General features: G+C 72.6%; 22 protein-coding genes. 19 read left to right on the top strand and 3 right to left on the bottom strand.

Features of this window, described 5'->3' with window-relative positions; all coding sequences use genetic code 11:
- Positions 1-44: 44 nt before the first annotated feature.
- Together ABZ659_RS06450 and ABZ659_RS06445 are read left to right on the top strand one after the other, a co-directional pair.
- Positions 45-677, top strand: a complete 633-nt coding sequence (locus ABZ659_RS06450) for a DUF308 domain-containing protein (protein WP_360214101.1) — start codon at positions 45-47, stop codon at positions 675-677.
- 183 nt (positions 678-860) lie between these two features.
- Entirely contained in the window at positions 861-1,382 is a 522-nt protein-coding gene (locus tag ABZ659_RS06445) for an ATP-binding protein (RefSeq protein WP_360214468.1), read from the top strand.
- Between the two features lie 36 nt (positions 1,383-1,418).
- Here the strand turns inward: ABZ659_RS06445 and idi are convergent, their stop codons facing one another.
- The 3 genes from idi to galE all read right to left on the bottom strand — a co-directional run bounded on the left by idi (position 1,419) and on the right by galE (position 4,267).
- Complete coding sequence (gene idi / locus ABZ659_RS06440; protein WP_360214099.1) at positions 1,419-2,012, bottom strand: isopentenyl-diphosphate Delta-isomerase; 594 nt, start codon at positions 2,010-2,012, stop codon at positions 1,419-1,421.
- 199 nt (positions 2,013-2,211) lie between these two features.
- Positions 2,212-3,150 carry a cation diffusion facilitator family transporter gene (locus ABZ659_RS06435; RefSeq protein ID WP_360214097.1) on the bottom strand — a complete coding sequence of 313 codons (939 nt, stop codon included), beginning with the start codon at positions 3,148-3,150 and terminating at the stop codon, positions 2,212-2,214.
- A gap of 145 nt (positions 3,151-3,295) precedes the next feature.
- Positions 3,296-4,267: a UDP-glucose 4-epimerase GalE gene (gene galE / locus ABZ659_RS06430; protein WP_360214095.1), complete on the bottom strand. Its 972-nt coding sequence runs from the start codon at positions 4,265-4,267 to the stop codon at positions 3,296-3,298.
- A gap of 284 nt (positions 4,268-4,551) precedes the next feature.
- On the opposite strand from galE, the gene ABZ659_RS06425 reads away from it, so the two are divergent.
- The 17 genes from ABZ659_RS06425 to ABZ659_RS06345 all read left to right on the top strand — a co-directional run bounded on the left by ABZ659_RS06425 (position 4,552) and on the right by ABZ659_RS06345 (position 24,959).
- Complete coding sequence (locus ABZ659_RS06425; protein WP_360214093.1) at positions 4,552-6,366, top strand: DUF5941 domain-containing protein; 1,815 nt, start codon at positions 4,552-4,554, stop codon at positions 6,364-6,366.
- Entirely contained in the window at positions 6,363-7,115 is a 753-nt protein-coding gene (locus ABZ659_RS06420) for a phosphocholine cytidylyltransferase family protein (protein WP_360214091.1), read from the top strand. Before ABZ659_RS06425 ends, ABZ659_RS06420 begins: the two co-directional genes overlap by 4 nt.
- A complete protein-coding gene (locus tag ABZ659_RS06415) occupies positions 7,103-8,164 on the top strand; it encodes an iron-containing alcohol dehydrogenase family protein (protein ID WP_360214089.1) in 1,062 nt (353 codons plus the stop codon). The genes ABZ659_RS06420 and ABZ659_RS06415 overlap by 13 nt, the downstream gene beginning before the upstream one ends.
- On the top strand, positions 8,142-8,921 hold the full coding sequence (locus tag ABZ659_RS06410; RefSeq protein WP_360214087.1) for a CDP-alcohol phosphatidyltransferase family protein: 780 nt from the start codon (positions 8,142-8,144) through the stop codon (positions 8,919-8,921). Before ABZ659_RS06415 ends, ABZ659_RS06410 begins: the two co-directional genes overlap by 23 nt.
- A 20-nt stretch (positions 8,922-8,941) precedes the next feature.
- Positions 8,942-9,814: a glycosyltransferase gene (locus ABZ659_RS06405; RefSeq protein WP_360214466.1), complete on the top strand. Its 873-nt coding sequence runs from the start codon at positions 8,942-8,944 to the stop codon at positions 9,812-9,814.
- 77 nt (positions 9,815-9,891) lie between these two features.
- Positions 9,892-10,830: an ABC transporter permease gene (locus ABZ659_RS06400; RefSeq protein WP_360214085.1), complete on the top strand. Its 939-nt coding sequence runs from the start codon at positions 9,892-9,894 to the stop codon at positions 10,828-10,830.
- On the top strand, positions 10,823-11,638 hold the full coding sequence (locus tag ABZ659_RS06395; RefSeq protein ID WP_360214083.1) for an ABC transporter ATP-binding protein: 816 nt from the start codon (positions 10,823-10,825) through the stop codon (positions 11,636-11,638). The genes ABZ659_RS06400 and ABZ659_RS06395 overlap by 8 nt, the downstream gene beginning before the upstream one ends.
- A 359-nt stretch (positions 11,639-11,997) precedes the next feature.
- Positions 11,998-12,900: a squalene synthase HpnC gene (gene hpnC, locus ABZ659_RS06390; RefSeq protein ID WP_360214081.1), complete on the top strand. Its 903-nt coding sequence runs from the start codon at positions 11,998-12,000 to the stop codon at positions 12,898-12,900.
- Positions 12,897-13,847 carry a presqualene diphosphate synthase HpnD gene (gene hpnD, locus ABZ659_RS06385; RefSeq protein WP_360214079.1) on the top strand — a complete coding sequence of 317 codons (951 nt, stop codon included), beginning with the start codon at positions 12,897-12,899 and terminating at the stop codon, positions 13,845-13,847. The genes hpnC and hpnD overlap by 4 nt, the downstream gene beginning before the upstream one ends.
- Before the next feature lie 148 nt (positions 13,848-13,995).
- The gene (gene hpnE, locus ABZ659_RS06380) at positions 13,996-15,423 is read left to right on the top strand and encodes a hydroxysqualene dehydroxylase HpnE (protein WP_360214077.1); all 1,428 of its coding nucleotides are present in this window, start codon (positions 13,996-13,998) and stop codon (positions 15,421-15,423) included.
- 83 nt (positions 15,424-15,506) lie between these two features.
- Entirely contained in the window at positions 15,507-16,553 is a 1,047-nt protein-coding gene (locus ABZ659_RS06375) for a polyprenyl synthetase family protein (protein ID WP_360214464.1), read from the top strand.
- A 111-nt stretch (positions 16,554-16,664) separates the two neighbouring features.
- Positions 16,665-18,680 carry a squalene--hopene cyclase gene (gene shc, locus ABZ659_RS06370; RefSeq protein WP_360214075.1) on the top strand — a complete coding sequence of 672 codons (2,016 nt, stop codon included), beginning with the start codon at positions 16,665-16,667 and terminating at the stop codon, positions 18,678-18,680.
- On the top strand, positions 18,680-19,321 hold the full coding sequence (locus tag ABZ659_RS06365; RefSeq protein WP_360214073.1) for a 1-hydroxy-2-methyl-2-butenyl 4-diphosphate reductase: 642 nt from the start codon (positions 18,680-18,682) through the stop codon (positions 19,319-19,321). Before shc ends, ABZ659_RS06365 begins: the two co-directional genes overlap by 1 nt.
- A gap of 5 nt (positions 19,322-19,326) precedes the next feature.
- Positions 19,327-20,349, top strand: coding sequence for an adenosyl-hopene transferase HpnH (gene hpnH, locus ABZ659_RS06360; protein ID WP_360214071.1), 1,023 nt, complete (start codon positions 19,327-19,329; stop codon positions 20,347-20,349).
- A 4-nt stretch (positions 20,350-20,353) separates the two neighbouring features.
- Positions 20,354-21,529, top strand: coding sequence for a flavodoxin-dependent (E)-4-hydroxy-3-methylbut-2-enyl-diphosphate synthase (ispG, locus tag ABZ659_RS06355; protein ID WP_360214069.1), 1,176 nt, complete (start codon positions 20,354-20,356; stop codon positions 21,527-21,529).
- Between the two features lie 37 nt (positions 21,530-21,566).
- Positions 21,567-23,513: a 1-deoxy-D-xylulose-5-phosphate synthase gene (gene dxs, locus ABZ659_RS06350; RefSeq protein ID WP_360214067.1), complete on the top strand. Its 1,947-nt coding sequence runs from the start codon at positions 21,567-21,569 to the stop codon at positions 23,511-23,513.
- Positions 23,514-24,959 carry an aspartate aminotransferase family protein gene (locus ABZ659_RS06345; protein WP_360214065.1) on the top strand — a complete coding sequence of 482 codons (1,446 nt, stop codon included), beginning with the start codon at positions 23,514-23,516 and terminating at the stop codon, positions 24,957-24,959.
- Position 24,960: the final 1 nt, after the last annotated feature.

Here is a 24,960-nt window from a genome sequence, read left to right as displayed (position 1 = left end):
CCCGCACACCGCCGACGAGGGGCCTGACGACGAGGAGGCGCCCGATGACCGCAGTGGCGACGGACGAGACGCGGAAGCTGAGCCGGGGGTTCGGCTGGCTCGCGGCGCTCGGGGTGGTGCTGGTGCTCGCGGGGCTCGTCGGACTCGTCTACACCGGCGTCGCCACCCTGACCTCCATGCTGCTGTTCGGCTGGCTGCTGCTGGTCGGCGGCGCCGTCGGCCTGCTGCACGCGGTCCAGGCGCGCGGCAGCAGCTTCTTCTGGCTGGGCGTGGTCGTCGCCGCCCTCAACATCGCGGCCGGGGTGGTCATCCTCAGCGAGCCGGAGGCGGCCGCCGAGGCGCTGACCATGTTCGCCGCGCTGCTGTTCCTGACCGGCGGGGTGTTCCGCCTGGTCGGCAGCCTGGTGGTGCGCGGCCCGCAGTTCGGCTGGACCCTCGTGCAGGGCGCCTTCGGTCTGCTCCTGGGCGTCCTGGTGCTGATGTCCTGGCCGAGTGACAGCAAGTACGTCATCGGTACGTTCTTCTCGCTGGCGCTGCTCTTCGACGGGCTCGGCCTGGTCGCCACCGGGTACGGCGGGCGCCGGATCGTCAGCATGACCTCGGGGACCATGGCGTCGGACACCACGGGGTCCGGGACCACGACGTCCGGGACCACCAAACCCGTACAACCCGAATAGTTCGCCAAACCGGCATGAGTCGGGCGGGAGTAGTCCCGCAACCGTCCGCGTCATACGCAGGTGGTCAGATCTGCTCGATAGTCGCTGACTTCCGTTCAGCTCTCCGGCAGGGAGCGGCTCGTTACCAACACTCGACGTGTGGTGACAATCGAGCACATCGAGCACAAGGGTGGCGACCGGACGATGGACGACCACGGGCGCGGGCCCGCTCCACGCCCCGCGGGCGACGCTGAAGTACCCCCCGAGCCACCGACCCCGGTCCCCCTGCCGTACGAGGGCGTCTGGCGGTTCACCGCCCCCGCGGTCGAGGCGTCGGTCCCGCAGGCGCGGCACGCCGTGCGGGACCTGCTGCTGCGGCAGGGCGTACCCGCCTCGGACGATCTGGTGCAGAGCCTGCTGCTGATCGTCTCCGAGCTGGTCACGAACGTCGTACGGCACGCGGCGCTGCTGTCACCGATGCTGGCCGTCGAGGTCGCCGTCGGCGCCGAGTGGGTGCGGGTGTCGGTGGAGGACAACCACCCCTACCGCCCCACCGCCCTGGAGGCCGACCACGCGCAGACCGGCGGACGCGGGCTGCTGCTGGTGCGGGAGGTGACCAGGGAGGCGGGCGGCTCCTGCGACGTCGAACACACCGCGAGCGGCGGCAAGGTGATCTGGGCCGCCCTCCCCCTCAAGCCCGCCGGGCCCCGGCCCGCCCGGCTCTAGACCGCCAGGCCGTGGCCCGGCGGTCCCCGGGGCCGGTCACCAGCCCGCGGCCGGGCCCGTCAGTTCCCGGACCGCGGGGCGGGCCGCGTCCAGCACGGTCATGAACCACGCGGAGAAGGTGTCCCGCGCGTGCCGCTCCGCCAGCTCCGCCGGGGTCACGAACGCGGTGCCGCCGACCTCCTCGGGAGACGGTCGCGGCGGCGACTGCACCATCCCGACGAAGAGGTGGTTGTACTCCTGCTCCACCAGCCCGGAGGCCGGGTCCGGGTGGTTGTAGCGCACCGTGCCCGCCTCCGCGAGCAGCGAGGGGGAGACGCCCAGCTCCTCGTACGTCCGCCGGGCCGCCGCCGCGAACGGGGACTCGCCCGGGTAGGGGTGGCCGCAGCAGGTGTTGGACCACACGCCGGGGGAGTGGTACTTGCCCGGCGCCCGCTGCTGGAGCAGCAGCCTGCCGTGCTCGTCGAAGAGGAAGACGGAGAACGCCCGGTGCAGTCGTCCCGGCGGCTGGTGGGCGGTGAGCTTCTCCGCGGTGCCGATCGTCACGCCGTTCTCGTCGACCAGTTCCAGCAAGATCGCTTCCGCGGTGCCGTTCGACGAGCTGGGCGTCGCGGTGGCAGGTGTGATCGGCATACCCATCCTTAACATCGGTCCTCGCGCCCCCAGTCTGCCGTACGGATCCGGCACTCCCGGCACTTCCCGGCGCGTCCGCATGTCCCGCGCGCTGTGCGCTCGGCGACCGCGCCGCCCGGCCGCCGGACGGGGCCCGGTAGGTGATCGTGCCCGGCCCGGCGGGCGCGGAACCGTCCGCGCCCGGGGCGCGTGACAGCCCTCAGTGGCAGAGCCGCGCCTCGTGCTCCGCGTGCCCCACCGGCTCCAGTTGGAAGGTGCAGTGCTCCACGTCGAAGTGGTCGCCCAGGCAGCCCTGGAGTTCGTGGAGCATCTTCTCGTGCCCCATGGCGTTCAGCACGTCCGAGCGCACCACCACGTGCGCGGAGAGCACCGGCATCCCCGACGTGATGGTCCAGGCGTGCAGGTCGTGCACGTCCTCCACGCCGTCGAGGGCCAGGACGTGCTCCCTGACCTCCGTCATGTCGACGCCCTTGGGCGCCGACTCCAGGAGCACGTCCAGGGTCTCGCGCAGCAGCCGCACCGTCCGCGGCACGATCATCACGCCGATCACCAGCGAGGCGATCGGGTCGGCGGCCTGCCAGCCGGTGGTGAGGATCACCACCGCCGACAGCAGCACCGCCACCGACCCCAGCGCGTCCGCCGCCACCTCCAGGAACGCGCCCCGTACGTTCAGGCTGTCGCGCTGGCCGCGCATCAGCAGTGTCAGCGAGACCATGTTGGCGACCAGGCCGACGACGGCGAAGACGACGGTCAGACGGCCGTCCGTCCCGGCCGGGGTGACGAACCGCTGGACGGCCTCGTACAGCACGTAGCCGCCCACGCCGAGCAGCAGCAGGCAGTTGGCGAGCGCGGCGAGGATCTCGGCGCGGGCGTAGCCGAAGGTGCGCCGTCCGCTCGGCGGCAGGTTGGCGAAGTGGATGGCGAGCAGCGCCATGCCCAGACCGAGCGCGTCCGTCGCCATGTGCGCGGCGTCCGCGACCAGGGCGAGGGAGTCGGCGAGCACCCCGCCGACGATCTCCACGACCATCACGGTCAACGTGATCGACAGGGCGATCCGCAGCCTGCCCCGGTACGCCGCGGCCGCCGTACCGCGGGGCGGCGCGCCGTGCGCGTGCCCGTGGTCGTGCCCTGCCCCCATGACAGCCGCCTCCTGTGAACGCGCCGGGATCGGTCCGAGGGCCCAGTGAACTACGGGCGCAGGGCGTCGGGCAACGCGACGCTGAACACCGTTGTCATATGGTCTGACCTGCGTAAACGAACCGCAGGTCAGACCGCTGGGCCAGTCAGCCGCCGTGCCGCAGCCGCCAGCCCGCCCACGCCGACTCGACCATCTCGCGTACCCCGCGCCGCGCCGTCCAGCCCAGTTCCCGGGCCGCGAGCGCCGCCGAGGCGACCGAGACCGGCGCGTCCCCGGGACGGCGCGCCTCCACCACGGGCGGACGGCGGTCGCCGGTGACCTCGCCGATGACGTCGACCAGTTCCCGTACGGAGACGCCCTCCCCGCGCCCGATGTTCAGGGTGAGGTCGCCCGCCGCGCCCGGCTCCGCCAGCCTCCCGGCCGCCGCGAGGTGCGCCTCGGCCAGGTCCGCGACATGGATGTAGTCCCGGACGCAGGTGCCGTCCGGGGTCGGGTAGTCGTCCCCGAAGATCCGCGGCGCCTCGTCACGGGTGAGCCGGTCGAAGACCATCGGGACGACGTTGGAGACGCCCGTGTCGGACAGTTCGGGAGCGACGGCGCCCGCGACGTTGAAGTAGCGCAGGCACACCGTCGCGATCCCGTGCGCCTGTCCGGCGGCCCGCACCAGCCACTCCCCGGCGAGCTTGGTCTCGCCGTACGGGTTCACCGGCGCGCACGGGGTGTCCTCCGTGATCAACCCCACACCCGGGTCGCCGTAGACGGCGGCCGAGGAGGAGAAGAGGAAGCGCCCGATGCCGGCGTCCACGACCGCCTCCAGCAGGGTGGCGAGCCCGCCCACGTTCTCCCGGTAGTAGTGCGTCGGCCGCGCCACCGACTCCGCGACCTGCTTGCGTGCCGCGAGGTGCACCACACCCGTCACCGCGTGCTCGGCGAAGACCTTGCGCAGCAGCTCCCCGTCCAGCGACGAGCCCCTGACCAGCGCCACCTCGGCCGGAAGCCGTGCGGGCACCCCGGCCGACAGGTCGTCCAGCGCCACGACCCGTTCCCCCGCCCCGGTCAGCGACCGCGCCACATGGGCTCCGATGTAACCGGCCCCGCCGGTGATCAGCCACGTCATGGCCGCCACCCTAAGCCGCCCCGGCCGCCCCGTTCCCACCACACCGCTTCGATAGGGGCTGTTCTGCGGTCTGATTTTGTACGGCGGGCCCCGCATCCGTGATGATGATCGACGTGACGGTCGGGGCAGGCCGTGTCGTCCGGGCGATGAACGGCCGGTGAACACGGTCTTCTCATCATCCGATAGCCTCTGCCGACATGCCGCCCGCCTGGTGCAGCCAAGGGGCGACCCCCACCACGCACACGCCCGGCGCCACGGCGTCGGCCCCCAGGGAGTGAGTTCGGTTGCCGACCGCCATCCTCACCGGCCAGCCGGTCCCGGGATCGTCGATCGAGGGCGATCTGCGCTCCCTCGGCTTCGAGGTGCGCGCCGCCGCGGACGCCGCGGACGCCGAGACCCTGCTCGCCGGGGTCCCCGCCGACCAGCGCATCGCCGTGGTCGATGCCCGCTTCGTCGGCCACCCGCACGCGCTGCGCCTCGGCCTGACCGACCCGCGCTTCCCGCTGGCCGCGGTCCCCGGCGCCGTCACCGCCCAGCCCGCCGGACGCCAGGCGCTGACCCGGGCGCTGGCCCGCGAGAACTCCTCCGGCACGGGTGGCACCCTCGTCGCCAGCGACAGCCTCGCCGACCGTGTCGTCACCGCCCTGGACGCCGACGGCACCGCCGTGCACCGCCCCGAGCTGGGCAGCCTCGTCGCCACCGTCCCGGCCGACCCGCAGGCCCGCAACGAGGCACGGCAGGCCGTCGCCGCCGTCGACGACGAGGCCGTACGCCTGAAGTCGGCCGTCAAGGCCCGCGACGGCTTCTTCACCACCTTCTGCGTCAGCCCCTACTCCCGGTTCCTCGCCCGCTGGTGCGCCCGCCGGGGCCTGACCCCCAACCAGGTCACCACCGCCTCCCTGCTCACCGCGCTGATCGCGGCGGGCTGCGCGGCCACCGGCACCCGCGCCGGGTTCGTCGCCGCCGGACTACTGCTGCTCTTCTCCTTCGTGCTGGACTGCACCGACGGCCAGCTCGCCCGCTACAGCCTCCAGTACTCCACCCTCGGCGCCTGGCTCGACGCCACCTTCGACCGGGCCAAGGAGTACGCCTACTACGCCGGACTCGCCCTCGGCGCGGCCCGCGGCGGCGATGACGTCTGGGCGCTGGCCCTCGGCGCCATGGTCCTGCAGACCTGCCGCCACGTCGTCGACTTCTCCTTCAACGAGGCGAACGTCGGGGATCCCGACGCGACGGCCAACACCAGCCCCACCGCCGCCCTCTCCGACAAGCTCGACAGCGTCGGCTGGACGGTGTGGGTGCGGCGGATGATCGTCCTGCCGATCGGTGAGCGCTGGGCGATGATCGCCGTCCTCACCGCCGTCACCACCCCGCGCGTCACCTTCTACGCCCTGCTCGTCGGCTGCGCCTTCGCCGCCACGTACACCACGGCGGGCCGCGTCCTGCGCTCGCTGACCCGCAGGGCCCGCCGCACCGACCGGGCCGCGACCGCGCTGGCCGACCTCGCCGACTCCGGCGCGCTCGCGCGGGCCCTCACCCGGGTCCTGCCGCGCGTGCCGCGCGTGCCGCGCGTGCCCGGGGTCCTGTGGGCCGCCGCCGGGGCCGCGCTGCTCCCGCTGGTCGCCGCGGTCGACGGCCCCGGCTGGCCGGTCGTCCTGTGCGCCGCCCTCTACGTCCTGCTCTCCGCCGAGGCCGTCGCCCGGCCCCTCAAGGGCGCCCTCGACTGGCTGGTCCCGCCGTTCTTCCGGGCCGCCGAGTACGGCACCGTACTGATCCTCGCGGCGGAAGCCGGGGTGAACGGGGCGCTGCCCGCGGCTTTCGGCCTGGTGGCCGCCGTCGCCTACCATCACTACGACACGGTGTACCGCATCCGCGGCGACGCCGGAGCGCCCCCGGCCTGGCTGGTGCGCACCGTCGGGGGACACGAGGGACGGACGCTGCTCGTCGCCGTCCTGGCCGCGCTGCTCACCGCGGAGCGGTTCACGGTCGCGCTCACGGCGCTCGCCGTGGCCGTGGCGCTGGTGGTGCTCGTCGAGAGCATCCGCTTCTGGGCCTCCGCAGGGGCGCCCGCCGTACACGACGAAGGAGAACCCGCATGATCGGCCTCGTGCTGGCGGCCGGCGCCGGACGGCGTCTGCGCCCCTACACCGACACCCTGCCGAAGGCGCTGGTGCCGGTGGGGCCCGCGGGCATCGAGGGCGAGCCGACGGTCCTGGACCTCACCCTCGGCAACTTCGCCGAGGTCGGCCTCACCGAAGCCGCGATCATCGTCGGCTACCGCAAGGAGGCCGTGTACGAGCGCAGGGCCGCCCTGGAGAAGACGTACGGCCTCAAGCTCACCCTCATCGACAACGACAAGGCCGAGGAGTGGAACAACGCCTACTCCCTCTGGTGCGGCCGTGACGCCCTCAAGGACGGCGTGATCCTCGCCAACGGCGACACCGTCCACCCGGTCTCCGTCGAGAAGACGCTGCTCGCCGCCCGCGGCGACGGCAAGAGGATCATCCTCGCCCTGGACACGGTGAAGTCGCTGGCCGACGAGGAGATGAAGGTCGTCGCCGACCCCGAGCGCGGCGTCCGCACCATCACCAAGCTGATGGACCCCGCCGAGGCGACCGGCGAGTACATCGGCGTCACCCTCATCGAGGGCGACGCCGCCCCGGAGCTGGCCGACGCGCTGCGCGCCGTCTGGGAGACCGAGCCGCAGCAGTTCTACGAGCACGGCTACCAGGAGCTGGTCAACCGCGGCTTCCGTATCGACGTCGCCCCGATCGGTGACGTGCCGTGGGTGGAGATCGACAACCACGACGACCTCGCCCGGGGACGGGAGATCGCGTGCCGGTACTGACCCGACTCATCCCCTCGCCGGTCGTCGTGGACATCCGCCCGGGCGCCCTCGACGACCTGGGATGCGTCCTGGCCGACGAGCGGATCTCGCACTCCGGGAAGCTCGCCGTCGCGGTCAGCGGCGGCTCGGGCGCCCGGCTGCGGGAGCGGATCGGTCCGTCGCTGCCCGGCGCCTCCTGGTACGAGGTCGGCGGCGGCACCCTCGACGACGCCGTCCGGCTGGCCGGTGCCGTGAAGGCCGGGCACTACGACGCCCTGGTCGGCCTCGGCGGCGGCAAGATCATCGACTGTGCCAAGTTCGCCGCGGCCCGCGTCGGCCTGCCCCTGGTCGCCGTACCGACGAACCTCGCCCACGACGGCCTGTGCTCCCCGGTCGCCACCCTCGACAACGACGCCGGGCGCGGCTCCTACGGCGTGCCCAACCCGATCGGCGTCGTCATCGACCTCGACGTGGTCCGCCAGGCGCCGGTCAGGTACGTGCGGGCCGGGATCGGCGACGCGGTCTCCAACATCTCCGCCATCGCCGACTGGGAACTGGCCGGACGGGTCAAGGGCGAGAAGATCGACGGCCTCGCCGCCGCCATGGCCCGGCAGGCGGGCGAGGCGGTGCTGCGCCACCCCGGCACCGTCGCCGACAACGACTTCCTCCAGGTGCTCGCCGAGGCGCTGGTGCTCTCCGGGATCGCGATGTCGGTCTCCGGCGACTCCCGCCCCTCCTCCGGCGCCTGCCACGAGATCAACCACGCCTTCGACCTGCTCCACCCCCAGCGCGCCGCCGCCCACGGCGAGCAGTGCGGGCTCGGCGCCGCCTTCGCGATGTGGCTGCGCGGCGCCCACGAGGAGTCGGCGTACATGGCCGGGGTGCTGCGCAGGCACGGCCTGCCGGTGCTGCCCGAGGACATCGGCTTCACCGCGGAGGAGTTCTTCCGCGTCGTGGAGTACGCCCCCCGGACCCGGCCCGGCCGCTACACGATCCTCGAACACCTAGAACTGAACACCGACCAGATCAAGGACACGTACGCCGACTATGTCAAGGCCATCGGTAGCTGAACTCCGTCCGGTCGTCCACCCCGCGGGGGTCAAGGACCGGCGCAGCGGTGAGCACTGGGGCGGACGCCTCTACATGCGTGAGGTGTCGCTGCGGATCACCCGCCTGCTGGTGAACACCCGGGTCACCCCCAACCAGCTCACGTACCTGATGACCGGCTTCGGCGTCCTGGCCGCGCCCGCGCTGCTGGTGCCGGGCATACCGGGCGCCGTCCTCGGCGTGCTGATGGTCCAGCTCTACCTGCTGCTCGACTGCGTCGACGGCGAGGTGGCCCGCTGGAAGAAGCAGTTCTCCCTCGGCGGGGTCTACCTCGACCGGGTCGGCGCCTACCTGTGCGACGCCGCCGTCCTCGTCGGCTTCGGGCTGCGCGCCGCCGACCTGTGGGGCAGCGGCCGGATCGACTGGCTGTGGGCCTTCCTCGGCACCCTCGCCGCGCTCGGCGCCATCCTGATCAAGGCCGAGACCGACCTGGTCGGCGTCGCCCGCCACCAGGGCGGCCTGCCCCCGGTGCAGGAGGCGGCGGCCGAGCCGCGCTCCTCCGGCATGGCGCTGGCCCGCCGCGCCGCCGCCGCGCTCAAGTTCCACCGGCTGGTCCTCGGCATCGAGGCGTCGCTGCTGATCCTCGTCCTGGCGATCCTCGACACCGTCCGCGACGACCTGTTCTTCTCCCGGCTCGGGGTCGCCGTCCTGGCGGGCATCGCGCTGCTCCAGACGCTGCTGCACCTGGTGTCCATCCTCGCCTCCAGCAGGCTTCGGTGAACGCCGTGGACGCCGCCTCGCTGAAGGTCGGCGCGGTCGTCATCACCATGGGCAACCGCCCCGCCGAGCTGCGCGCCCTGCTGGACTCCGTCGCCCAGCAGGACGGCCCCGCCGTCGAGGTGGTCGTCGTCGGCAACGGCTCCCCGGTGCCCGACGTCCCCGCCGGGGTGCGCACCGTCGAGCTGCCCGAGAACCTCGGCATCCCCGGCGGCCGCAACGTCGGCATCGAGGCGTTCGGCCCCGGCGGCCGGGACGTCGACATCCTGCTCTTCCTCGACGACGACGGCCTGCTCGCCCGCGCCGACACCGCCCAGTTGTGCCGCGAGGCGTTCGCCGCCGACCCCCGGCTCGGCATCGTCAGCTTCCGCATCGCCGACCCGGACACCGGCGTCACCCAGCGCCGCCACGTCCCCCGGCTGCGCGCCTCCGACCCGATGCGCTCCTCCCGGGTCACCACCTTCCTCGGCGGCGCCAACGCCGTCCGCACGCGGGTCCTCGCCGAGGTCGGCGGCCTGCCGGACGCGTTCTTCTACGCCCACGAGGAGACCGACCTCGCCTGGCGGGCCCTGGACGCGGGCTGGATGATCGACTACCGCGCGGACATGGTGCTCCACCACCCCACGACCGCGCCCTCCCGGCACGCGGTCTACCACCGGATGGTCGCCCGCAACCGGGTCTGGCTCGCCCGGCGCAACCTGCCCGCCCTCCTCGTCCCCGTCTACCTGGGCGTCTGGCTGCTGCTCACCCTGGTGCGGCGCCCTTCCCGGCCCGCCCTGAAGGCCTGGTTCGGCGGCTTCCGGGAGGGCTGGGCCAGCCCCTGCGGTCCCCGCAGGCCCATGAAGTGGCGTACGGTGTGGCGGCTGACCCGACTGGGCCGACCCCCGGTGATCTGACAAGCTCTTCCCTGAGAGCATCGACCCGTGCCGGGCCCCGCGCGGGCCGCTCGGATCGAAGACGAAAGTTTCCACTTGTGAGTGAGACAACGCACGACGGAGGAGTCGCGGTGACGACCACGCTCCCGTCGCCCGACGAGTCACTGACCGCGGCGCAGCTGGCGGCGAAGTACGGCCTGTCCGTGAGCGGCGCCCGGCCCTCGCTCGTCGACTACGTCCGCCAGCTCTGGGACCGGCGCCACTTCATCCTCGCCTTCTCCCGGGCCAAGCTGACCGCCCAGTACAGCCAGGCCAAGCTGGGCCAGCTGTGGCAGGTGGCGACGCCGCTGCTGAACGCCGCGGTGTACTTCCTCATCTTCGGCCTGCTGCTCGGCGCCCGCCGCGGCATCCCGCACGACATCTACGTGCCGTTCCTGGTGACCGGCGTCTTCGTGTTCACCTTCACCCAGAGCTCGGTGCTCGCCGGGGTGCGCGCCATCTCCGGCAACCTCGGCCTGGTGCGCGCCCTGCACTTCCCGCGCGCCTCGCTGCCCGTCTCCTTCGCGCTCCAGCAGCTCCAGCAGCTGCTGTACTCGCTGATCGTGCTGGTCATCATCATGATCGGGTTCGGCAGCTACCCGAGCCCCGCCTGGCTGCTGGTGATCCCCGCGCTGGTGCTCCAGTTCGTGTTCAACACCGGCCTCGCGCTGACCTTCGCCCGGATGGGCAGCAAGACCCCCGACCTGGCCCAGCTGATGCCGTTCGTGCTGCGGACCTGGATGTACGCCTCCGGCGTGATGTTCAGCATCCCGGCGATGCTCGCCAACAAGGACGCCCCGACCTGGCTGAGCGACCTCCTCCAGTGGAACCCCGCCGCGATCTACATGGACCTGGTCCGCTTCGCGATGATCGACGGCTACGGCACCGAGTACCTCCCACCGCACGTGTGGGCCTTCGCCCTGGGCTGGGCCGTGCTCGTCGGCGCCTTCGGGTTCGTGTACTTCTGGAAGGCCGAGGAGCAGTACGGCCGTGGCTGACCTCGACAAGACCGACCACGTCAGCGCCTACGAGGGCGGGGCACGCGTCCCCACCGTCATCGCCGACGACCTGCACATCGTCTACCGCGTCAACGGCACCCGCGGCGGCCGGGGCAGCGCCACCGCCGCCCTCAGCCGCATCCTCCGGCGGGGCTCCGACGACAACGAGCGGGGCGTGCGCAAGGTGCACGCCGTGCGCGGGGTCTCCTTCGTCGCCTACCGGGGCGAGGCGATCGGCCTGATCGGCTCCAACGGCTCCGGCAAGTCCACCCTGCTGCGCGCCATCGCCGGACTGCTGCCCGCCGAGCGGGGCCGCGTCTACACCGACGGCCAGCCCTCCCTGCTGGGCGTGAACGCGGCCCTGATGAACGACCTCACCGGCGAGCGCAACGTCATCCTCGGCGGTCTCGCGATGGGCATGTCGCGGGAGCAGATCCGCGCCCGGTACCAGGACATCGTCGACTTCTCCGGCATCAACGAGAAGGGCGACTTCATCACCCTGCCGATGCGCACCTACTCCTCCGGCATGGCGGCCCGGCTGCGGTTCTCCATCGCCGCCGCCAAGGACCACGACGTCCTGATGATCGACGAGGCGCTCGCCACCGGCGACGGCCGCTTCCGCAAGCGCTCCGAGGCCCGCATCCGCGAGCTGCGCAAGGAGGCCGGGACGGTCTTCCTGGTCAGCCACAACAACAAGTCGATCCGTGACACCTGCAACCGCGTGCTCTGGCTGGAGCGGGGCGAACTGCGCATGGACGGCCCGACCGACGAGGTCCTCAAGGAGTACGAGAAGTTCTCCGGCAAGTAGCGGCACCCGCCGCGGGTCCCGTGGGAACTGTCCCGGCGGGGCCCGCGTCTGCAAAGGAAACGTCAACTCTGCGCGGCCGTAGGAATCTTGGAGCCAATCGGTGTGTTCTTGTGATGTGCAGGACACCCCCGAGCTGCCCGGTCCGTTGTACAACGTAAGCTGTACCGGTGCCGAATCACGGCAATAAGGGCCATACTGCGCGACACCCTGATCCGGGACCGCCGCGCCGAGCACCGGGCGGCGTGTCCGAAATAGTGTGTATTGGGTCCGCAGTGTAGAACGGGAGATGTGACGGCAATGGCTACGGAAACTCCCCGGCTCCGCGCAGCACGTGCCGTCCCCGCCCCGGGCAGCGAACGGTGACCGGAGCAGCGACGACGCGCGCCGGGGACCCGGAACGCGCGACCCTCGACAAGGCCACGGCTGAGAACTTCCCCGTGGCCCCCTTCTTCCTGCCCCGCGCCTGGCGCACCGACCTCATGGCCGTCTACGGCTTCGCCCGTCTGGTCGATGACATCGGCGACGGCGACCTGGCACCCGGCGGCGCCGACGCCGCCCTCCTCGGCGTCGCCCCCGACGCTGCTGAGGACCGGCTGGCCCTCCTCGACGCCTTCGAGGCCGACCTGCGCCGGGTCTTCGACGGCACCCCCCGGCACCCCCTGCTGCGCCGCCTCCAGCCCACCGTGCGCCGGTGCGCGCTGACCCCCGAGCCGTTCCTCGGCCTGATCGCCGCCAACCGCCAGGACCAGCTCGTCAGCCGCTACGAGAGCTACGACGACCTGCTCGCCTACTGCGAGCTGTCCGCCAACCCGGTCGGCCGACTCGTCCTCGCCGTCACCGGCACGGCCACCCCCGAGCGCATCCGCCGCTCCGACGCGATCTGCACCGCGCTCCAGATCGTCGAGCACCTCCAGGACGTGGCCGAGGACTTCGGCCGCGACCGGATCTACCTGCCCGCCGAGGACATGAAGCGCTTCCACGTCCAGGAAGCGGACCTCACCCCGAGGACCACCGGCGCGTCGGTGCGCGCCCTGGTCGCGTACGAAGCACAACGCGCCCGCGAACTCCTGAATGAAGGCGCCCCCCTGGTGGGTAGCGTCCACGGCAGACTGAGGCTGCTGCTCGCGGGGTTCGTGGCGGGGGGAAGGGCGGCGATCGACGCGATCGCCGCCGCCGATTACGACGTACTTCCCGGCCCGCCCAAGCCCGGCAAGGTCCGGCTGCTGCGTGAGGTGGGCGTGACTCTGCGAGGAGAGGGGTGATCCGGACCGTGGAGTCTCCACCACACGCGTCCGCGCCGGTACTCGCCGCCTACAGCTACTGCGAGACGGTCACCGGACAGCAGGCGCGTAACTTCGCCTACGGCATCAGACTGCTGCCCGCCCCCAAGCGGCGGGCGATGTCGGCGCTGTACGCGTTCTCCCGCCGGGTCGACGACATCGGCGACGGCGCGCTGGACGGCGAGGTGAAGGTCAGCAGGCTCCAGGACACCCGGGCGCTGCTCACCCGGATCCGGGACGGGGCCGTCGACGAGGACGACACCGACCCGGTCGCGGTCGCCCTCGCGCACGCCGCCCGCGCCTTCCCGATCCCGCTGGGCGGCCTGGACGAGCTGATCGACGGCGTCCTGATGGACGTCCGCGGCGAGACCTACGAGACCTGGGACGACCTGAGGGCGTACTGCCGCTGCGTCGCGGGCGCCATCGGGCGGCTCTCCCTCGGCGTCTTCGGCACCGCACCGGGCGCGCGCGGCGCCGAGCGGGCACCCGAGTACGCCGACACCCTCGGCCTCGCCCTCCAGCTCACCAACATCCTCAGAGACATCCGCGAGGACGCCGAGGACGGCCGGACCTATCTGCCCTCCGACGACCTCGCGAAATTCGGGTGCTCGGCCGGGTTCCACGGGCCGACTCCACCGGAGGGCTCCGACTTCGCGGGCCTCGTGCACTTCGAAGTGCGTCGGGCCCGCGCCCTTTTCGCCGAGGGCTACCGGCTGCTCCCCATGCTCGACCGCCGCAGCGGCGCCTGCGTCGCCGCCATGGCGGGCATCTACCGCCGCCTTCTGGACCGCATCGAACGCGACCCCGAGGCCGTGCTCCGCGGCCGGGTCTCCCTGCCCGGCCGGGAGAAGGCCTACGTCGCCGTGCGCGGACTGTCCGGACTGGACGCCCGCCACGTCACCCGGCGGTCCGTCAGGAGGCGCGCCTGATGGATCACCTGGACCACCGCGGTCCCGCCCCGGGCGCCCACGCCAAGCGGCGGGCAACCCTCCGGGGCGGGCGGGCGTCCCTGACTGCGACGACCTGCCGTCCAGGCCGCACGGAGCACGGTGGCACCGCCGTGGAGGAGGGGGCGCGATGACCGACCGCACGGACGGGGACGGACCACGCGCGCACCCCGCCGCGGAGGCCGCCCGGGACGCCGTCGTGATCGGCGGCGGGCTCGCCGGGACCACCGCCGCGCTCGCGCTCGCCGACGCGGGCGTCCAGGTCACCCTCCTCGAAGGCCGCCCACGCCTGGGCGGCCTCGCCTTCTCCTTCCAGCGCGGCGGGCTGACCGTCGACAACGGACAGCACGTCTACCTGCGCTGCTGCACCGCCTACCGCTGGTTCCTCGACCGGATCGACGGCGCCGCCCTCGCCCCGCTCCAGGACCGCCTCGACGTCCCGGTCGTCGATGTCACCCGCCCCGAGGGACGGCGCCTCGGCAGGATCCGCCGCGACGCGCTGCCCGTGCCCCTGCACCTGGGCCGCAGCCTCGCCGCCTACCCGCACCTTCCGCTCGCCGACCGCGCCCGGGTGGGACGCGCCGCACTCGCGCTCAAGGGGCTCGACCTCGCCGATCCGACCCTGGACACCCAGGACTTCGGCAGCTGGCTGACCGCGCACGGCCAGTCGGCGCGCGCCGTCGAGGCCTTGTGGGACCTGGTCGGGGTCGCCACCCTCAACGCGTTCGCGGGCGACACCTCGCTGGGGCTCGCCGCGATGGTGTTCAAGACCGGTCTGCTCTCCGACCCGGGCGCGGCCGACATCGGCTGGGCACACGTCCCGCTGGGCGAACTGCACGACCGGCTCGCCCGCAAGGCGCTCGACTCCGCGGGCGTACGCGTCCGCACTCGTACACGCGTCACCTCCATCTCCCTCCAGGACAACGGTCGTTGGGCCGTGCAAGTTCCCGGCGACCGCATCGGGGCCGACGCCGTCGTCCTCGCCGTACCCCAGCACGAGACCCACGCCCTGCTCCCCGACGGCGCCCTCGACGACCCCGGACGGCTCACCCGCATCGGCACCGCGCCGATCCTCAACATCCACGTCGTCTACGACCGCAAGGTGCTCGACGCGCCCTTCCTCGCCGCGCTCGGCACCCCCGTGCAGTGGGTCTTCGACCGCACCGCCGCCTCCGGCCTGGAGAGCGGCCAGTACCTGGCGCTGTCCCAGTCCGCCGCGCGCGACGACATCGACGCCCCCGTCGCCGACCTGCGCGAGCGCTACCTGCCCGAGCTGGAGCGGCTGCTGCCGCACACCCGGGCCGCGACGGTGCGGGACTTCTTCGTCACCCGGGAGCGCACCGCCACCTTCGCCCCCGCCCCCGGCGTCGGCCGCCTCAGGCCCGGCGCCCGGACCCGAGCCCCCGGCCTGTACCTGGCCGGCGCGTGGACCGCCACCGGCTGGCCCGCGACCATGGAGAGTGCGGTCCGCAGCGGCATCAACGCGGCCGACGCCGCGCTGCACGCCCTCGGCAGGCCCCGCCCCGCCCACCTCTTCGACGTCGAGGAGGCGGCGTGACACTCGATCAGCGCGCGGCAGGCACCCGCACCCCCCGCACAGCAACAAGAGGAGAGAACGTGCCCCCTGTGCCCCCGGCCTCGATGGCCGCTAGAGACGCGGTCGACGTGACCGCTCTCCTGGAGCGCGGCCGAACCCTGGCCACGCCGGTGCTGCGGGCGGCCGTCGACCGCCTCGCCCCGCCCATGGACACGGTCGCCGCCTACCACTTCGGCTGGATCGACGCCCACGGCAACCCCGCCGCGGGCGACGGCGGCAAGGCCGTACGCCCCGCCCTCGCCGTGCTCTCCGCCGAGGTCGCCGGAGCCGCGCCGGAGACCGGCGTCCCCGGCGCCGTGGCCGTCGAACTCGTCCACAACTTCTCCCTGCTGCACGACGACCTGATGGACGGGGACGAACAGCGCCGCCACCGCGACACCGTCTGGAAGGTGCACGGCCCGGCCCAGGCCATCCTGGTCGGCGACGCCCTGTTCGCCCTCGCCCAGGAGGTGCTGCTGGAACTCGGCAGCGTCGAGGCGGGCCGCGCCGCCCGTCGGCTGACCACCGCCACCCGCGCCCTGATCGACGGCCAGGCACAGGACATCTCCTACGAGCACCGCGACCGCGTCAGCGTCGAGGAGTGCCTGGAGATGGAGGGCAACAAGACCGGCGCCCTGCTCGCCTGCGCCAGCTCCATCGGCGCCGTCCTCGGCGGCGCCGACGACCGCGCCGCCGACGCCCTGGAGCGCTACGGCTACCACCTCGGCCTCGCCTTCCAGGCCATCGACGACCTGCTCGGCATCTGGGGCGACCCGGACGCCACCGGCAAGCAGACCTGGAGCGACCTGCGCCAGCGCAAGAAGTCCCTGCCGGTGGTGGCCGCGCTCGCCGCGGGCGGCCCCGCCTCCGAACACCTCGCCGAACTCCTCGCCGCCGACGCCAAGGAACCCGACTTCGCGGACTTCTCCGAGGAGGAGTTCGCGGTCCGCGCCGCCCTCATCGAGGACGCGGGCGGACGCGGCTGGACCGCCGAGGAGGCCCGCCGCCAGCACACCATCGCCATCGAAGCCCTCGACGCCGTCGACATGCCCGACCGGGTGCGCGACCGGTTCACGGCGCTCGCGGACTTCGTCGTCGTACGAGAGAGATGATCATTATTGGCCGGATAGACCTCGCGTAGTCGCCGGCCGGAGCAGCGCGCTCCGGCCGACGGCGGACCCACAGCAGACGCACCACTTGCAGCACTGCACGAAGGGGAAGCCATGACAGCGACGACCGACGGAAGCACCGGGGCCACCCTGCCGCCCCGCGCTGCCGCGGCCAGCGAAACCACCACCATCACCACCACCCCGGCGGCGACCGGGGTCCAGGAAGCCGCCGTGCGCGCGGTGCAGCGCGCAACGGAGCACCTGCTGGCCCGTCAGGACACCGAGGGCTGGTGGAAGGGCGACCTGGAGACGAACGTCACCATGGACGCCGAGGACCTGTTGCTCCGCCAGTTCCTCGGCATCCTGGACGAGGAGACCAGCCACGCCGCCGCCCTGTTCATCCGCGGCGAGCAGCGCGCGGACGGCACCTGGGCCACCTTCTTCGGCGGCCCCGGCGACCTGTCGGCCACCGTCGAGGCGTACGTCGCCCTCCGGCTCGCCGGGGACGCCCCCGACGCCGAGCACATGGCGAAGGCGTCCGCCTGGATCCGCGCCCGCGGCGGGATCGCCGCCGCCCGGGTCTTCACCCGGATCTGGCTGGCCCTGTTCGGCTGGTGGAAGTGGGAGGACCTGCCCGAACTCCCGCCGGAGATCATCTACCTGCCCACCTGGGCCCCGCTGAACATCTACGAGTTCGGCTGCTGGGCGCGGCAGACCATCGTCCCGCTGACCATCGTCTCCGCCAAGCGCCCGGTGCGGCCCGCGCCGTTCCCGCTCGACGAACTGCACACCGACCCCGCCGACCCCAACCCGTACCGGCCGCTCGCCCCCGCCACCACCTGGGACGGCGCCTTCCAGCGCATCGACAAGGCCCTGCACGCCTTCCGCAGGGTCGCCCCGCGCCGACTGCGCCGGGCCGCGCTGAACACCGCCGCCCGCTGGATCATCGAACGGCAGGAGAACGACGGCTGCTGGGGCGGCATCCAGCCCCCGGCCGTCTACTCGGTCATCGCCCTGCACCTGCTCGGCTACGACCTCGGCCACCCGGTGATGCGCGCGGGCCTGGAGTCGCTGGACCGGTTCGCGGTCCGGCGGGAGGACGGCGCCCGGATGATCGAGGCGTGCCAGTCCCCGGTCTGGGACACCTGCCTCGCCACCATCGCGCTCGCCGACGCGGGCGTGCCCGCCGACCACCCGGCGCTGGTCAAGGCCGCCGACTGGATGCTGGGCGAGCAGATCGTGCGCCCCGGCGACTGGTCGGTGCGGCGGCCCGGACTGCCGCCCGGCGGCTGGGCGTTCGAGTTCCACAACGACAACTACCCCGACATCGACGACACCGCCGAGGTGGTCCTCGCGCTGCGCCGGGTCCGGCACCACGACCCGGAGCGCGTGGAGAAGGCCATCGGCCGCGGGGTGCGCTGGAACCTCGGGATGCAGTCGAGGAACGGCGCGTGGGGCGCGTTCGACGTCGACAACACCAGCCCCTTCCCCAACCGGCTGCCGTTCTGCGACTTCGGCGAGGTCATCGACCCGCCGTCGGCGGACGTCACCGCGCACGTCGTGGAGATGCTCGCGGTGGAGGGCCTGGCCCACGACCCGCGCACCCGGCGCGGCATCGCCTGGCTCCTCGACGCGCAGGAGGCGGACGGCTCCTGGTTCGGACGCTGGGGCGTCAACTACGTCTACGGCACCGGCTCCGTCGTCCCCGCCCTGGTCACCGCCGGACTGCCCGCCTCGCACCCGGCGATCCGGCGCGCGGTCGGCTGGCTGGAGAGCGTGCAGAACGAGGACGGCGGCTGGGGCGAGGACCTGCGCTCCTACCAGCACGCCGAGGAGTGGCGGGGCCGCGGCGCCTCCACCGCCTCGCAGACCGCGTGGGCGCTGCTGGCGCTGCTCGCCGCCGGGGAGAAGGACTCCAAGACCGTCGAACGCGGCGTGGAGTGGCTCGCCGCCACCCAGCGCGAGGACGGCTCCTGGGACGAGCCGTACTTCACCGGCACCGGCTTCCCCTGGGACTTCTCCATCAACTACCACCTCTACCGGCAGGTCTTCCCGGTCACCGCGCTCGGCCGGTACGTGTACGGGGAGCCCGCCGTCCTGAAGCCGCGCGCCGCGGCCAAGGGGGGCTGATGGCGGCACCGCCGACACCGGCACCGCTGCTGATCGCCTGCGCGCTCGGCATCGAGCAGTTCGCCCTGCGCACCGGCGACCGGAGCGGCGCCGACGGGCCCGTCACCGTGCTGCGCACGGGCATGGGCCCCAAGGCGGCCGAGCGCTCCGTCACCCGCGCCCTGACCGGCGCCGCGCTGCGGGACGCCGCCGTGCTCGCCACCGGCTTCTGCGCGGGGCTCGCGCCCGGGATGCACCCCGGTGACCTGGTCGTCGCCGAGGAGACCCGGGACCCGCGCGGGCGCACCCCCTGCACGGGCACCGAACTGCTGGTCAAGGAGCTGGCGCGGGCGGTACCCGGCCGCACCGTGCACACCGGGCCGCTCACCGGCGCCGACCACGTGGTCCGCGGCCAGGAGCGGGCCGAACTGCTCACCACCGGCGCGATCGCCGTCGACATGGAGTCGGCGGCCACGCTCCTGAGCGCCGTCCGCGCGGGCGTGCGCCCGGTTGCGGCCGTCCGGGTGGTCGTGGACGCTCCAGAACATGAACTCGTCCGGATCGGCACGCTGCGCGGTGGAATATCTGCTTTCCGCGTTCTTCGTTCCGTACTTCCCGCTTTTTTCGAATGGCACCGTTCCGCACTGCTCCCCAGGAGGTGAGCCAGATGGCCATGCCGCTGCGCCAGTCCATCAAGGTCGCTACGTACTTGGCTGAACAGAAGCTCCGCAGGCGGGACAAGTTTCCGCTGATCGTCGAGCTGGAACCGCTCTTCGCCTGCAACCTCAAGTGTGAGGGCTGCGGGAAGATCCAGCATCCGGCGGGCGTGCTCAAGCAGCGTATGCCGGTCGCGCAGGCCGTGGGCGCCGTGTTGGAGTCCGGTGCGCCGATGGTGTCGATCGCCGGGGGTGAGCCCCTGATGCACCCGCAGATCGACGAGATCGTGCGCCAGTTGGTGGCTAAGCGGAAGTATGTCTTCCTGTGCACCAACGCCATGCTGCTGCGCAAGAAGATGGACAAGTTCACGCCCTCGCCGTATTTCGCGTTCGCCGTCCACATCGACGGGCTGCGTGAGCGGCACGACGAGTCCGTGGCCAAGGAGGGCGTGTTCGACGAGGCGGTGGCGGCGATCAAGGAGGCCAAGCGGCGCGGCTTCCGGGTCACCACCAACTCCACGTTCTTCAACACCGACACCCCGCAGACCATCGTCGAGGTACTCAACTTCCTCAACGACGACCTCCAGGTCGACGAGATGATGATCTCGCCCGCCTACGCCTACGAGAAGGCGCCCGACCAGGAGCACTTCCTCGGCGTCGACCAGACCCGCGAGCTGTTCAAGAAGGCGTTCTCCGGCGGCAACCGCCGCAGGTGGCGGCTCAACCACTCGCCGCTCTTCCTGGACTTCCTGGAGGGCAAGGTCGACTTCCCGTGCACGGCCTGGGCGATCCCCAACTACTCCCTCTTCGGCTGGCAGCGCCCCTGCTACCTGATGAGCGACGGGTACGTGCCGACGTACCGCGAGCTGATCGAGGACACCGACTGGGACAAGTACGGCCGCGGCAAGGACCCGCGCTGCGCCAACTGCATGGCGCACTGCGGCTACGAGCCGACCGCCGTCCTCGCCACCATGGGCTCCCTGAAGGAGTCCCTGCGCGCGATGCGCGAGACGGTCTCCGGGAACCGGGAGTGACCCCGTGACCGCCGTACCGCTGGGCGTCCCCGAGGTACCGGTCCGGCCGATCGCCGAGCGGCGTGCGTCGCGGCGGATCCAGGTCGGGCCGGTCCCGGTCGGGGGCGGGGCCCCGGTGTCGGTGCAGTCGATGACGACGACGCGTACGTCCGACATCGGCGCCACCCTCCAGCAGATCGCCGAACTCACCGCCTCCGGCTGCCAGATCGTCCGCGTCGCCTGCCCCACGCAGGACGACGCGGACGCGCTCGCGACCATCGCCCGCAAGTCGCGGATCCCGGTGATCGCGGACATCCACTTCCAGCCGAAGTACGTCTTCGCGGCGCTTGAGGCCGGGTGTGCGGCCGTACGCGTCAATCCCGGCAACATCAAGCAGTTCGACGACCGGGTGAAGGAGATCGCGCAGGCCGCCAGGGACCACGGCACGCCGATCAGGATCGGGGTGAACGCGGGCTCCCTGGATCGCCGTCTGCTCCAGAAGTACGGCAAGGCGACCCCGGAGGCGCTGGTGGAGTCGGCGCTGTGGGAGGCGTCGCTGTTCGAGGAGCACGGCTTCCGGGACATCAAGATCTCGGTCAAGCACAACGACCCGGTCGTGATGATCGAGGCGTACCAGCAGCTCGCCGCCCAGTGCGACTACCCCCTGCACCTGGGGGTGACCGAGGCGGGCCCGGCGTTCCAGGGCACGGTCAAGTCGGCCGTCGCCTTCGGGGCGTTGCTCTCCCAGGGCATCGGCGACACCATCCGGGTCTCGCTGAGCGCGCCCCCGGCCGAGGAGGTCAAGGTCGGCATCCAGATCCTCCAGTCCCTGGGACTGAAGGAGCGGCGGCTGGAGATCGTCTCGTGTCCGTCCTGCGGGCGGGCCCAGGTCGACGTCTACAAGCTGGCCGAGGAGGTCACCGCGGGCCTCGACGGCATGGAGGTGCCGCTGCGGGTGGCCGTCATGGGCTGCGTCGTCAACGGGCCGGGGGAGGCCCGGGAGGCCGACCTCGGGGTGGCCTCCGGCAACGGCAAGGGCCAGATCTTCGTCAGGGGCGAGGTCGTCAAGACCGTCCCCGAGTCCAGAATCGTCGAGACGCTGATCGAAGAGGCGATGAAGATCGCCGAGCGCATGGAACAGGACGGCGCCGGGTCCGGCGCCCCCACCGTCACCGGGAAACCGGAAGTGACTGTGAGCTAGACGCTGGAAACAGCACGGACCGAGAGGGGGCCCGAGCGTGACCATACTTGAGACGATCCGGGGACCACGCGACCTGAAGGCGCTGCCCGAGGCGCAGCTTGGCCGACTGTCCGAGGAGATCAGGGAGTTCCTCATCCACGCGGTCGCCCGGACCGGAGGCCATCTCGGGCCCAACCTGGGGGTGGTGGAACTGACCATCGCGCTCCACCGGGTCTTCGAGTCGCCCGTCGACCGCGTCCTGTGGGACACCGGCCACCAGAGCTACGTCCACAAGCTGCTGACCGGCCGTCAGGACTTCTCCAAGCTGCGCGGCAAGGGCGGCCTGTCCGGCTACCCCTCGCGGGAGGAGTCCGAGCACGACGTCATCGAGAACAGCCACGCCTCCACCGCGCTCGGCTGGGCCGACGGCCTCGCCAAGGCCCGTCAGGTGCGGGGCGGGAAGGGCCACGTCGTCGCGGTGATCGGCGACGGCGCGCTGACCGGCGGGATGGCCTGGGAGGCGCTGAACAACATCGCCGCCGCGAAGGACCGGCCGCTGATCATCGTCGTCAACGACAACGAGCGCTCCTACGCGCCGACCATCGGCGGCCTCGCCAACCACCTGGCGACCCTGCGCACCACCGACGGCTACGAGCGGTTCCTGGCCTGGGGCAAGGGGGTGCTGCTGCGCACCCCGGTGGTCGGCGGCACGGTCTACGAGGCGCTGCACGGCGCCAAGAAGGGCTTCAAGGACGCCTTCGCGCCGCAGGGCATGTTCGAGGACCTGGGCCTGAAGTACGTCGGCCCGATCGACGGCCACGACACCCGCGCCGTGGAGTCCGCGCTGCGCCGCGCCAAGCGCTTCCACGGGCCGGTCCTCGTGCACTGCCTCACCGAGAAGGGCCGCGGCTACGAACCCGCCCTCGCCCACGAGGAGGACCACTTCCACACCGTCGGCGTGATGGACCCGCTGACCTGCGCGCCCCTCACCCCGTCCGGCGGGCCGTCGTGGACGTCGGTGTTCGGCGAGGAGATCGTCCGGATCGGGGAGGAGCGCGCGGACGTCGTGGCGATCACCGCCGCGATGCAGCACCCCGTCGGCCTCGGCGCGTTCGCCGAGCGCTTCCCCGACCGCGTCTACGACGTCGGCATCGCCGAGCAGCACGCGGCGGTCTCGGCGGCGGGGCTGGCCACGGGCGGACTGCACCCGGTCGTCGCCGTCTACGCCACCTTCCTCAACCGCGCCTTCGACCAGCTGCTGATGGACGTCGCGCTGCACCGCTGCGGGGTGACGTTCGTGCTCGACCGGGCCGGGGTCACCGGCGTCGACGGCGCCTCGCACAACGGCATGTGGGACCTGTCGGTCCTCCAGGTCGTCCCCGGACTGCGGATCGCCGCGCCCCGCGACGCCGACCAGCTCCGCGCCCAGCTGCGGGAGGCGGTCGCCGTGGACGACGCGCCGACGCTGGTCCGCTTCCCCAAGGAGAACGTCGGCCCCGCGATCCCGGCGGTGGACCGCGTCGGCGGCGTGGACGTGCTGCACCGGGCCGAGGCGCCTCAGGTGCTGCTGGTCGCCGTGGGCGTGATGGCGCCGGTCTGCCTCCGGGCCGCGGAACTCCTCGAGGCCCGCGGCATCGGCTGCACCGTCGTCGACCCGCGCTGGGTCAAGCCCGTCGACCCGGCGCTGCCGGGGCTCGCCGCCCGCCACCGGCTGGCCGCGGTCGTCGAGGACAACAGCCGCGCGGCCGGGGTGGGCGCCGCGGTGGAGCTGGCGCTGCGGGACGCGGACGTGGACGTCCCCGTACGCCGGTTCGGCATCCCGGAACAGTTCCTCACCCACGCCAAGCGCGCCGAGGTGCTCGCCGACATCGGCCTGACACCGGTGGAGATCGCCGGGCGGATCAGCGCGAGCCTCGCGGTGGCGCGGGAGCGGGCGGCGGGTGGCGGTGACCGGGCTCCGGCTGAGGTCGTCCGAGGTGAAGACGTCGTGCGAGGAGAAGACTGAATGACGACCACGGAATCCGTGCCCCAGCCGTCCGCGCCGGTGCCGCCCCCCTCGGGCCCGGCGCCGGGCGCGGACTTCGACCTCGGCGCGCTGCTGGCCGAACGCGGCGCCGAGCGCTACGACCTGCACGCCCGGCACCTCAACCACCAGCTGCCGCGCATGTTGCACACCATCGGCTTCGACAAGGTCTACGAGCGGGCCGAGGGCGCCTACTTCTGGGACACGGACGGCAACGACTACCTGGACATGCTCGCCGGGTTCGGGGTGATGGGCCTGGGCCGCCACCACCCCGTCGTCCGCAAGGCGCTGCACGACGTCCTCGACGCCTCGCTCGCCGACCTCACCCGCTTCGACTGCCAGCCGCTGCCCGGACTGCTCGCCGAGCGGCTGCTCGCCCACAGCCCGCACCTGGACCGGGTCTTCTTCGGCAACAGCGGCACCGAGGCGGTGGAGACCGCCCTGAAGTTCGCCCGCTACGCCACCGGCAGACCGCGCGTCCTGTACTGCGCGCACGCCTTCCACGGGCTGACCACCGGCTCCCTGTCCGTCAACGGCGAGTCCGGCTTCCGCGACGGCTTCGCCCCGCTGCTGCCCGACACGGCCGTCCCGCTCGGCGACCTCGACGCGCTCGCCCGGGAGCTGCGGAAGGGCGACGTCGCCGCGCTGATCGTCGAGCCGATCCAGGGCAAGGGCGTACACGAGGCGCCGCCCGGCTACCTGCGCGCCGCCCAGGAGCTGCTGCGCCGGCACAAGGCGCTGCTCATCGCCGACGAGGTGCAGACCGGCCTCGGCCGCACCGGCGACTTCTACGCCTACCAGCACGAGGACGGCGTCGAACCGGACCTGGTCTGCGTCGCCAAGGCGCTCTCCGGCGGCTACGTGCCGGTCGGCGCCACACTCGGCAAGGACTGGATCTTCAGGAAGGTCTACTCCTCGATGGACCGCGTCCTGGTCCACTCGGCCAGCTTCGGCGGCAACGCCCAGGCCATGGCGGCGGGCCTGGCGGTGCTGTCGGTCATGGAGCGGGAGCGGACCGTCGCCGCCGCCCGCGCCACCGGCGACCTGCTGCGCACCCGGCTCGCCGCGCTGGTCGACCGCTACGAGCTGCTCGCCGACGTCCGCGGCCGGGGCCTGATGATCGGCATCGAGTTCGGCCGGCCCAGCTCGCTGAGGCTGCGCACCCGCTGGCACATGCTCCAGGCGGCGCGCAGGGGACTGTTCGCGCAGATGGTGGTCGTCCCGCTGCTCCAGCGGCACCGGATCCTCACCCAGGTCTCCGGCGACCACCTGGAGGTGATCAAGCTGATTCCGCCGCTGGTCATCGGGGAGCGGGAAGTGGACCGGTTCGTCGAGGCGTTCACCGCGGTGATGGACGACGCGCACGACGGCGGGCTGGTGTGGGAGTTCGGCAAGACGCTGGTGAAGCAGGCGGTGGCGAACCGGTAAC

Origin of the sequence: Streptomyces sp. NPDC006997, from assembly GCF_040635175.1 — a bacterium.
Classification (GTDB): Bacteria; Actinomycetota; Actinomycetes; order Streptomycetales; family Streptomycetaceae; genus Streptomyces.
This window is presented reverse-complemented; position numbering and strand designations above follow the sequence as displayed.

Coding starts and splice junctions, on each gene's coding strand:
- ABZ659_RS06450 (WP_360214101.1), top strand. CDS start 45: ATGACCGCAGTGGCGACGGACGAGACGCGGAAGCTGAGCCGGGGGTTC.
- ABZ659_RS06445 (WP_360214468.1), top strand. CDS start 861: ATGGACGACCACGGGCGCGGGCCCGCTCCACGCCCCGCGGGCGACGCT.
- idi (WP_360214099.1), bottom strand. CDS start 2,012: ATGCCGATCACACCTGCCACCGCGACGCCCAGCTCGTCGAACGGCACC.
- ABZ659_RS06435 (WP_360214097.1), bottom strand. CDS start 3,150: ATGGGGGCAGGGCACGACCACGGGCACGCGCACGGCGCGCCGCCCCGC.
- galE (WP_360214095.1), bottom strand. CDS start 4,267: ATGACGTGGCTGATCACCGGCGGGGCCGGTTACATCGGAGCCCATGTG.
- ABZ659_RS06420 (WP_360214091.1), top strand. CDS start 6,363: ATGATCGGCCTCGTGCTGGCGGCCGGCGCCGGACGGCGTCTGCGCCCC.
- ABZ659_RS06410 (WP_360214087.1), top strand. CDS start 8,142: ATGTCAAGGCCATCGGTAGCTGAACTCCGTCCGGTCGTCCACCCCGCG.
- hpnE (WP_360214077.1), top strand. CDS start 13,996: ATGACCGACCGCACGGACGGGGACGGACCACGCGCGCACCCCGCCGCG.
- ABZ659_RS06375 (WP_360214464.1), top strand. CDS start 15,507: ATGGCCGCTAGAGACGCGGTCGACGTGACCGCTCTCCTGGAGCGCGGC.
- shc (WP_360214075.1), top strand. CDS start 16,665: ATGACAGCGACGACCGACGGAAGCACCGGGGCCACCCTGCCGCCCCGC.
- ABZ659_RS06365 (WP_360214073.1), top strand. CDS start 18,680: ATGGCGGCACCGCCGACACCGGCACCGCTGCTGATCGCCTGCGCGCTC.
- hpnH (WP_360214071.1), top strand. CDS start 19,327: ATGGCCATGCCGCTGCGCCAGTCCATCAAGGTCGCTACGTACTTGGCT.
- ABZ659_RS06345 (WP_360214065.1), top strand. CDS start 23,514: ATGACGACCACGGAATCCGTGCCCCAGCCGTCCGCGCCGGTGCCGCCC.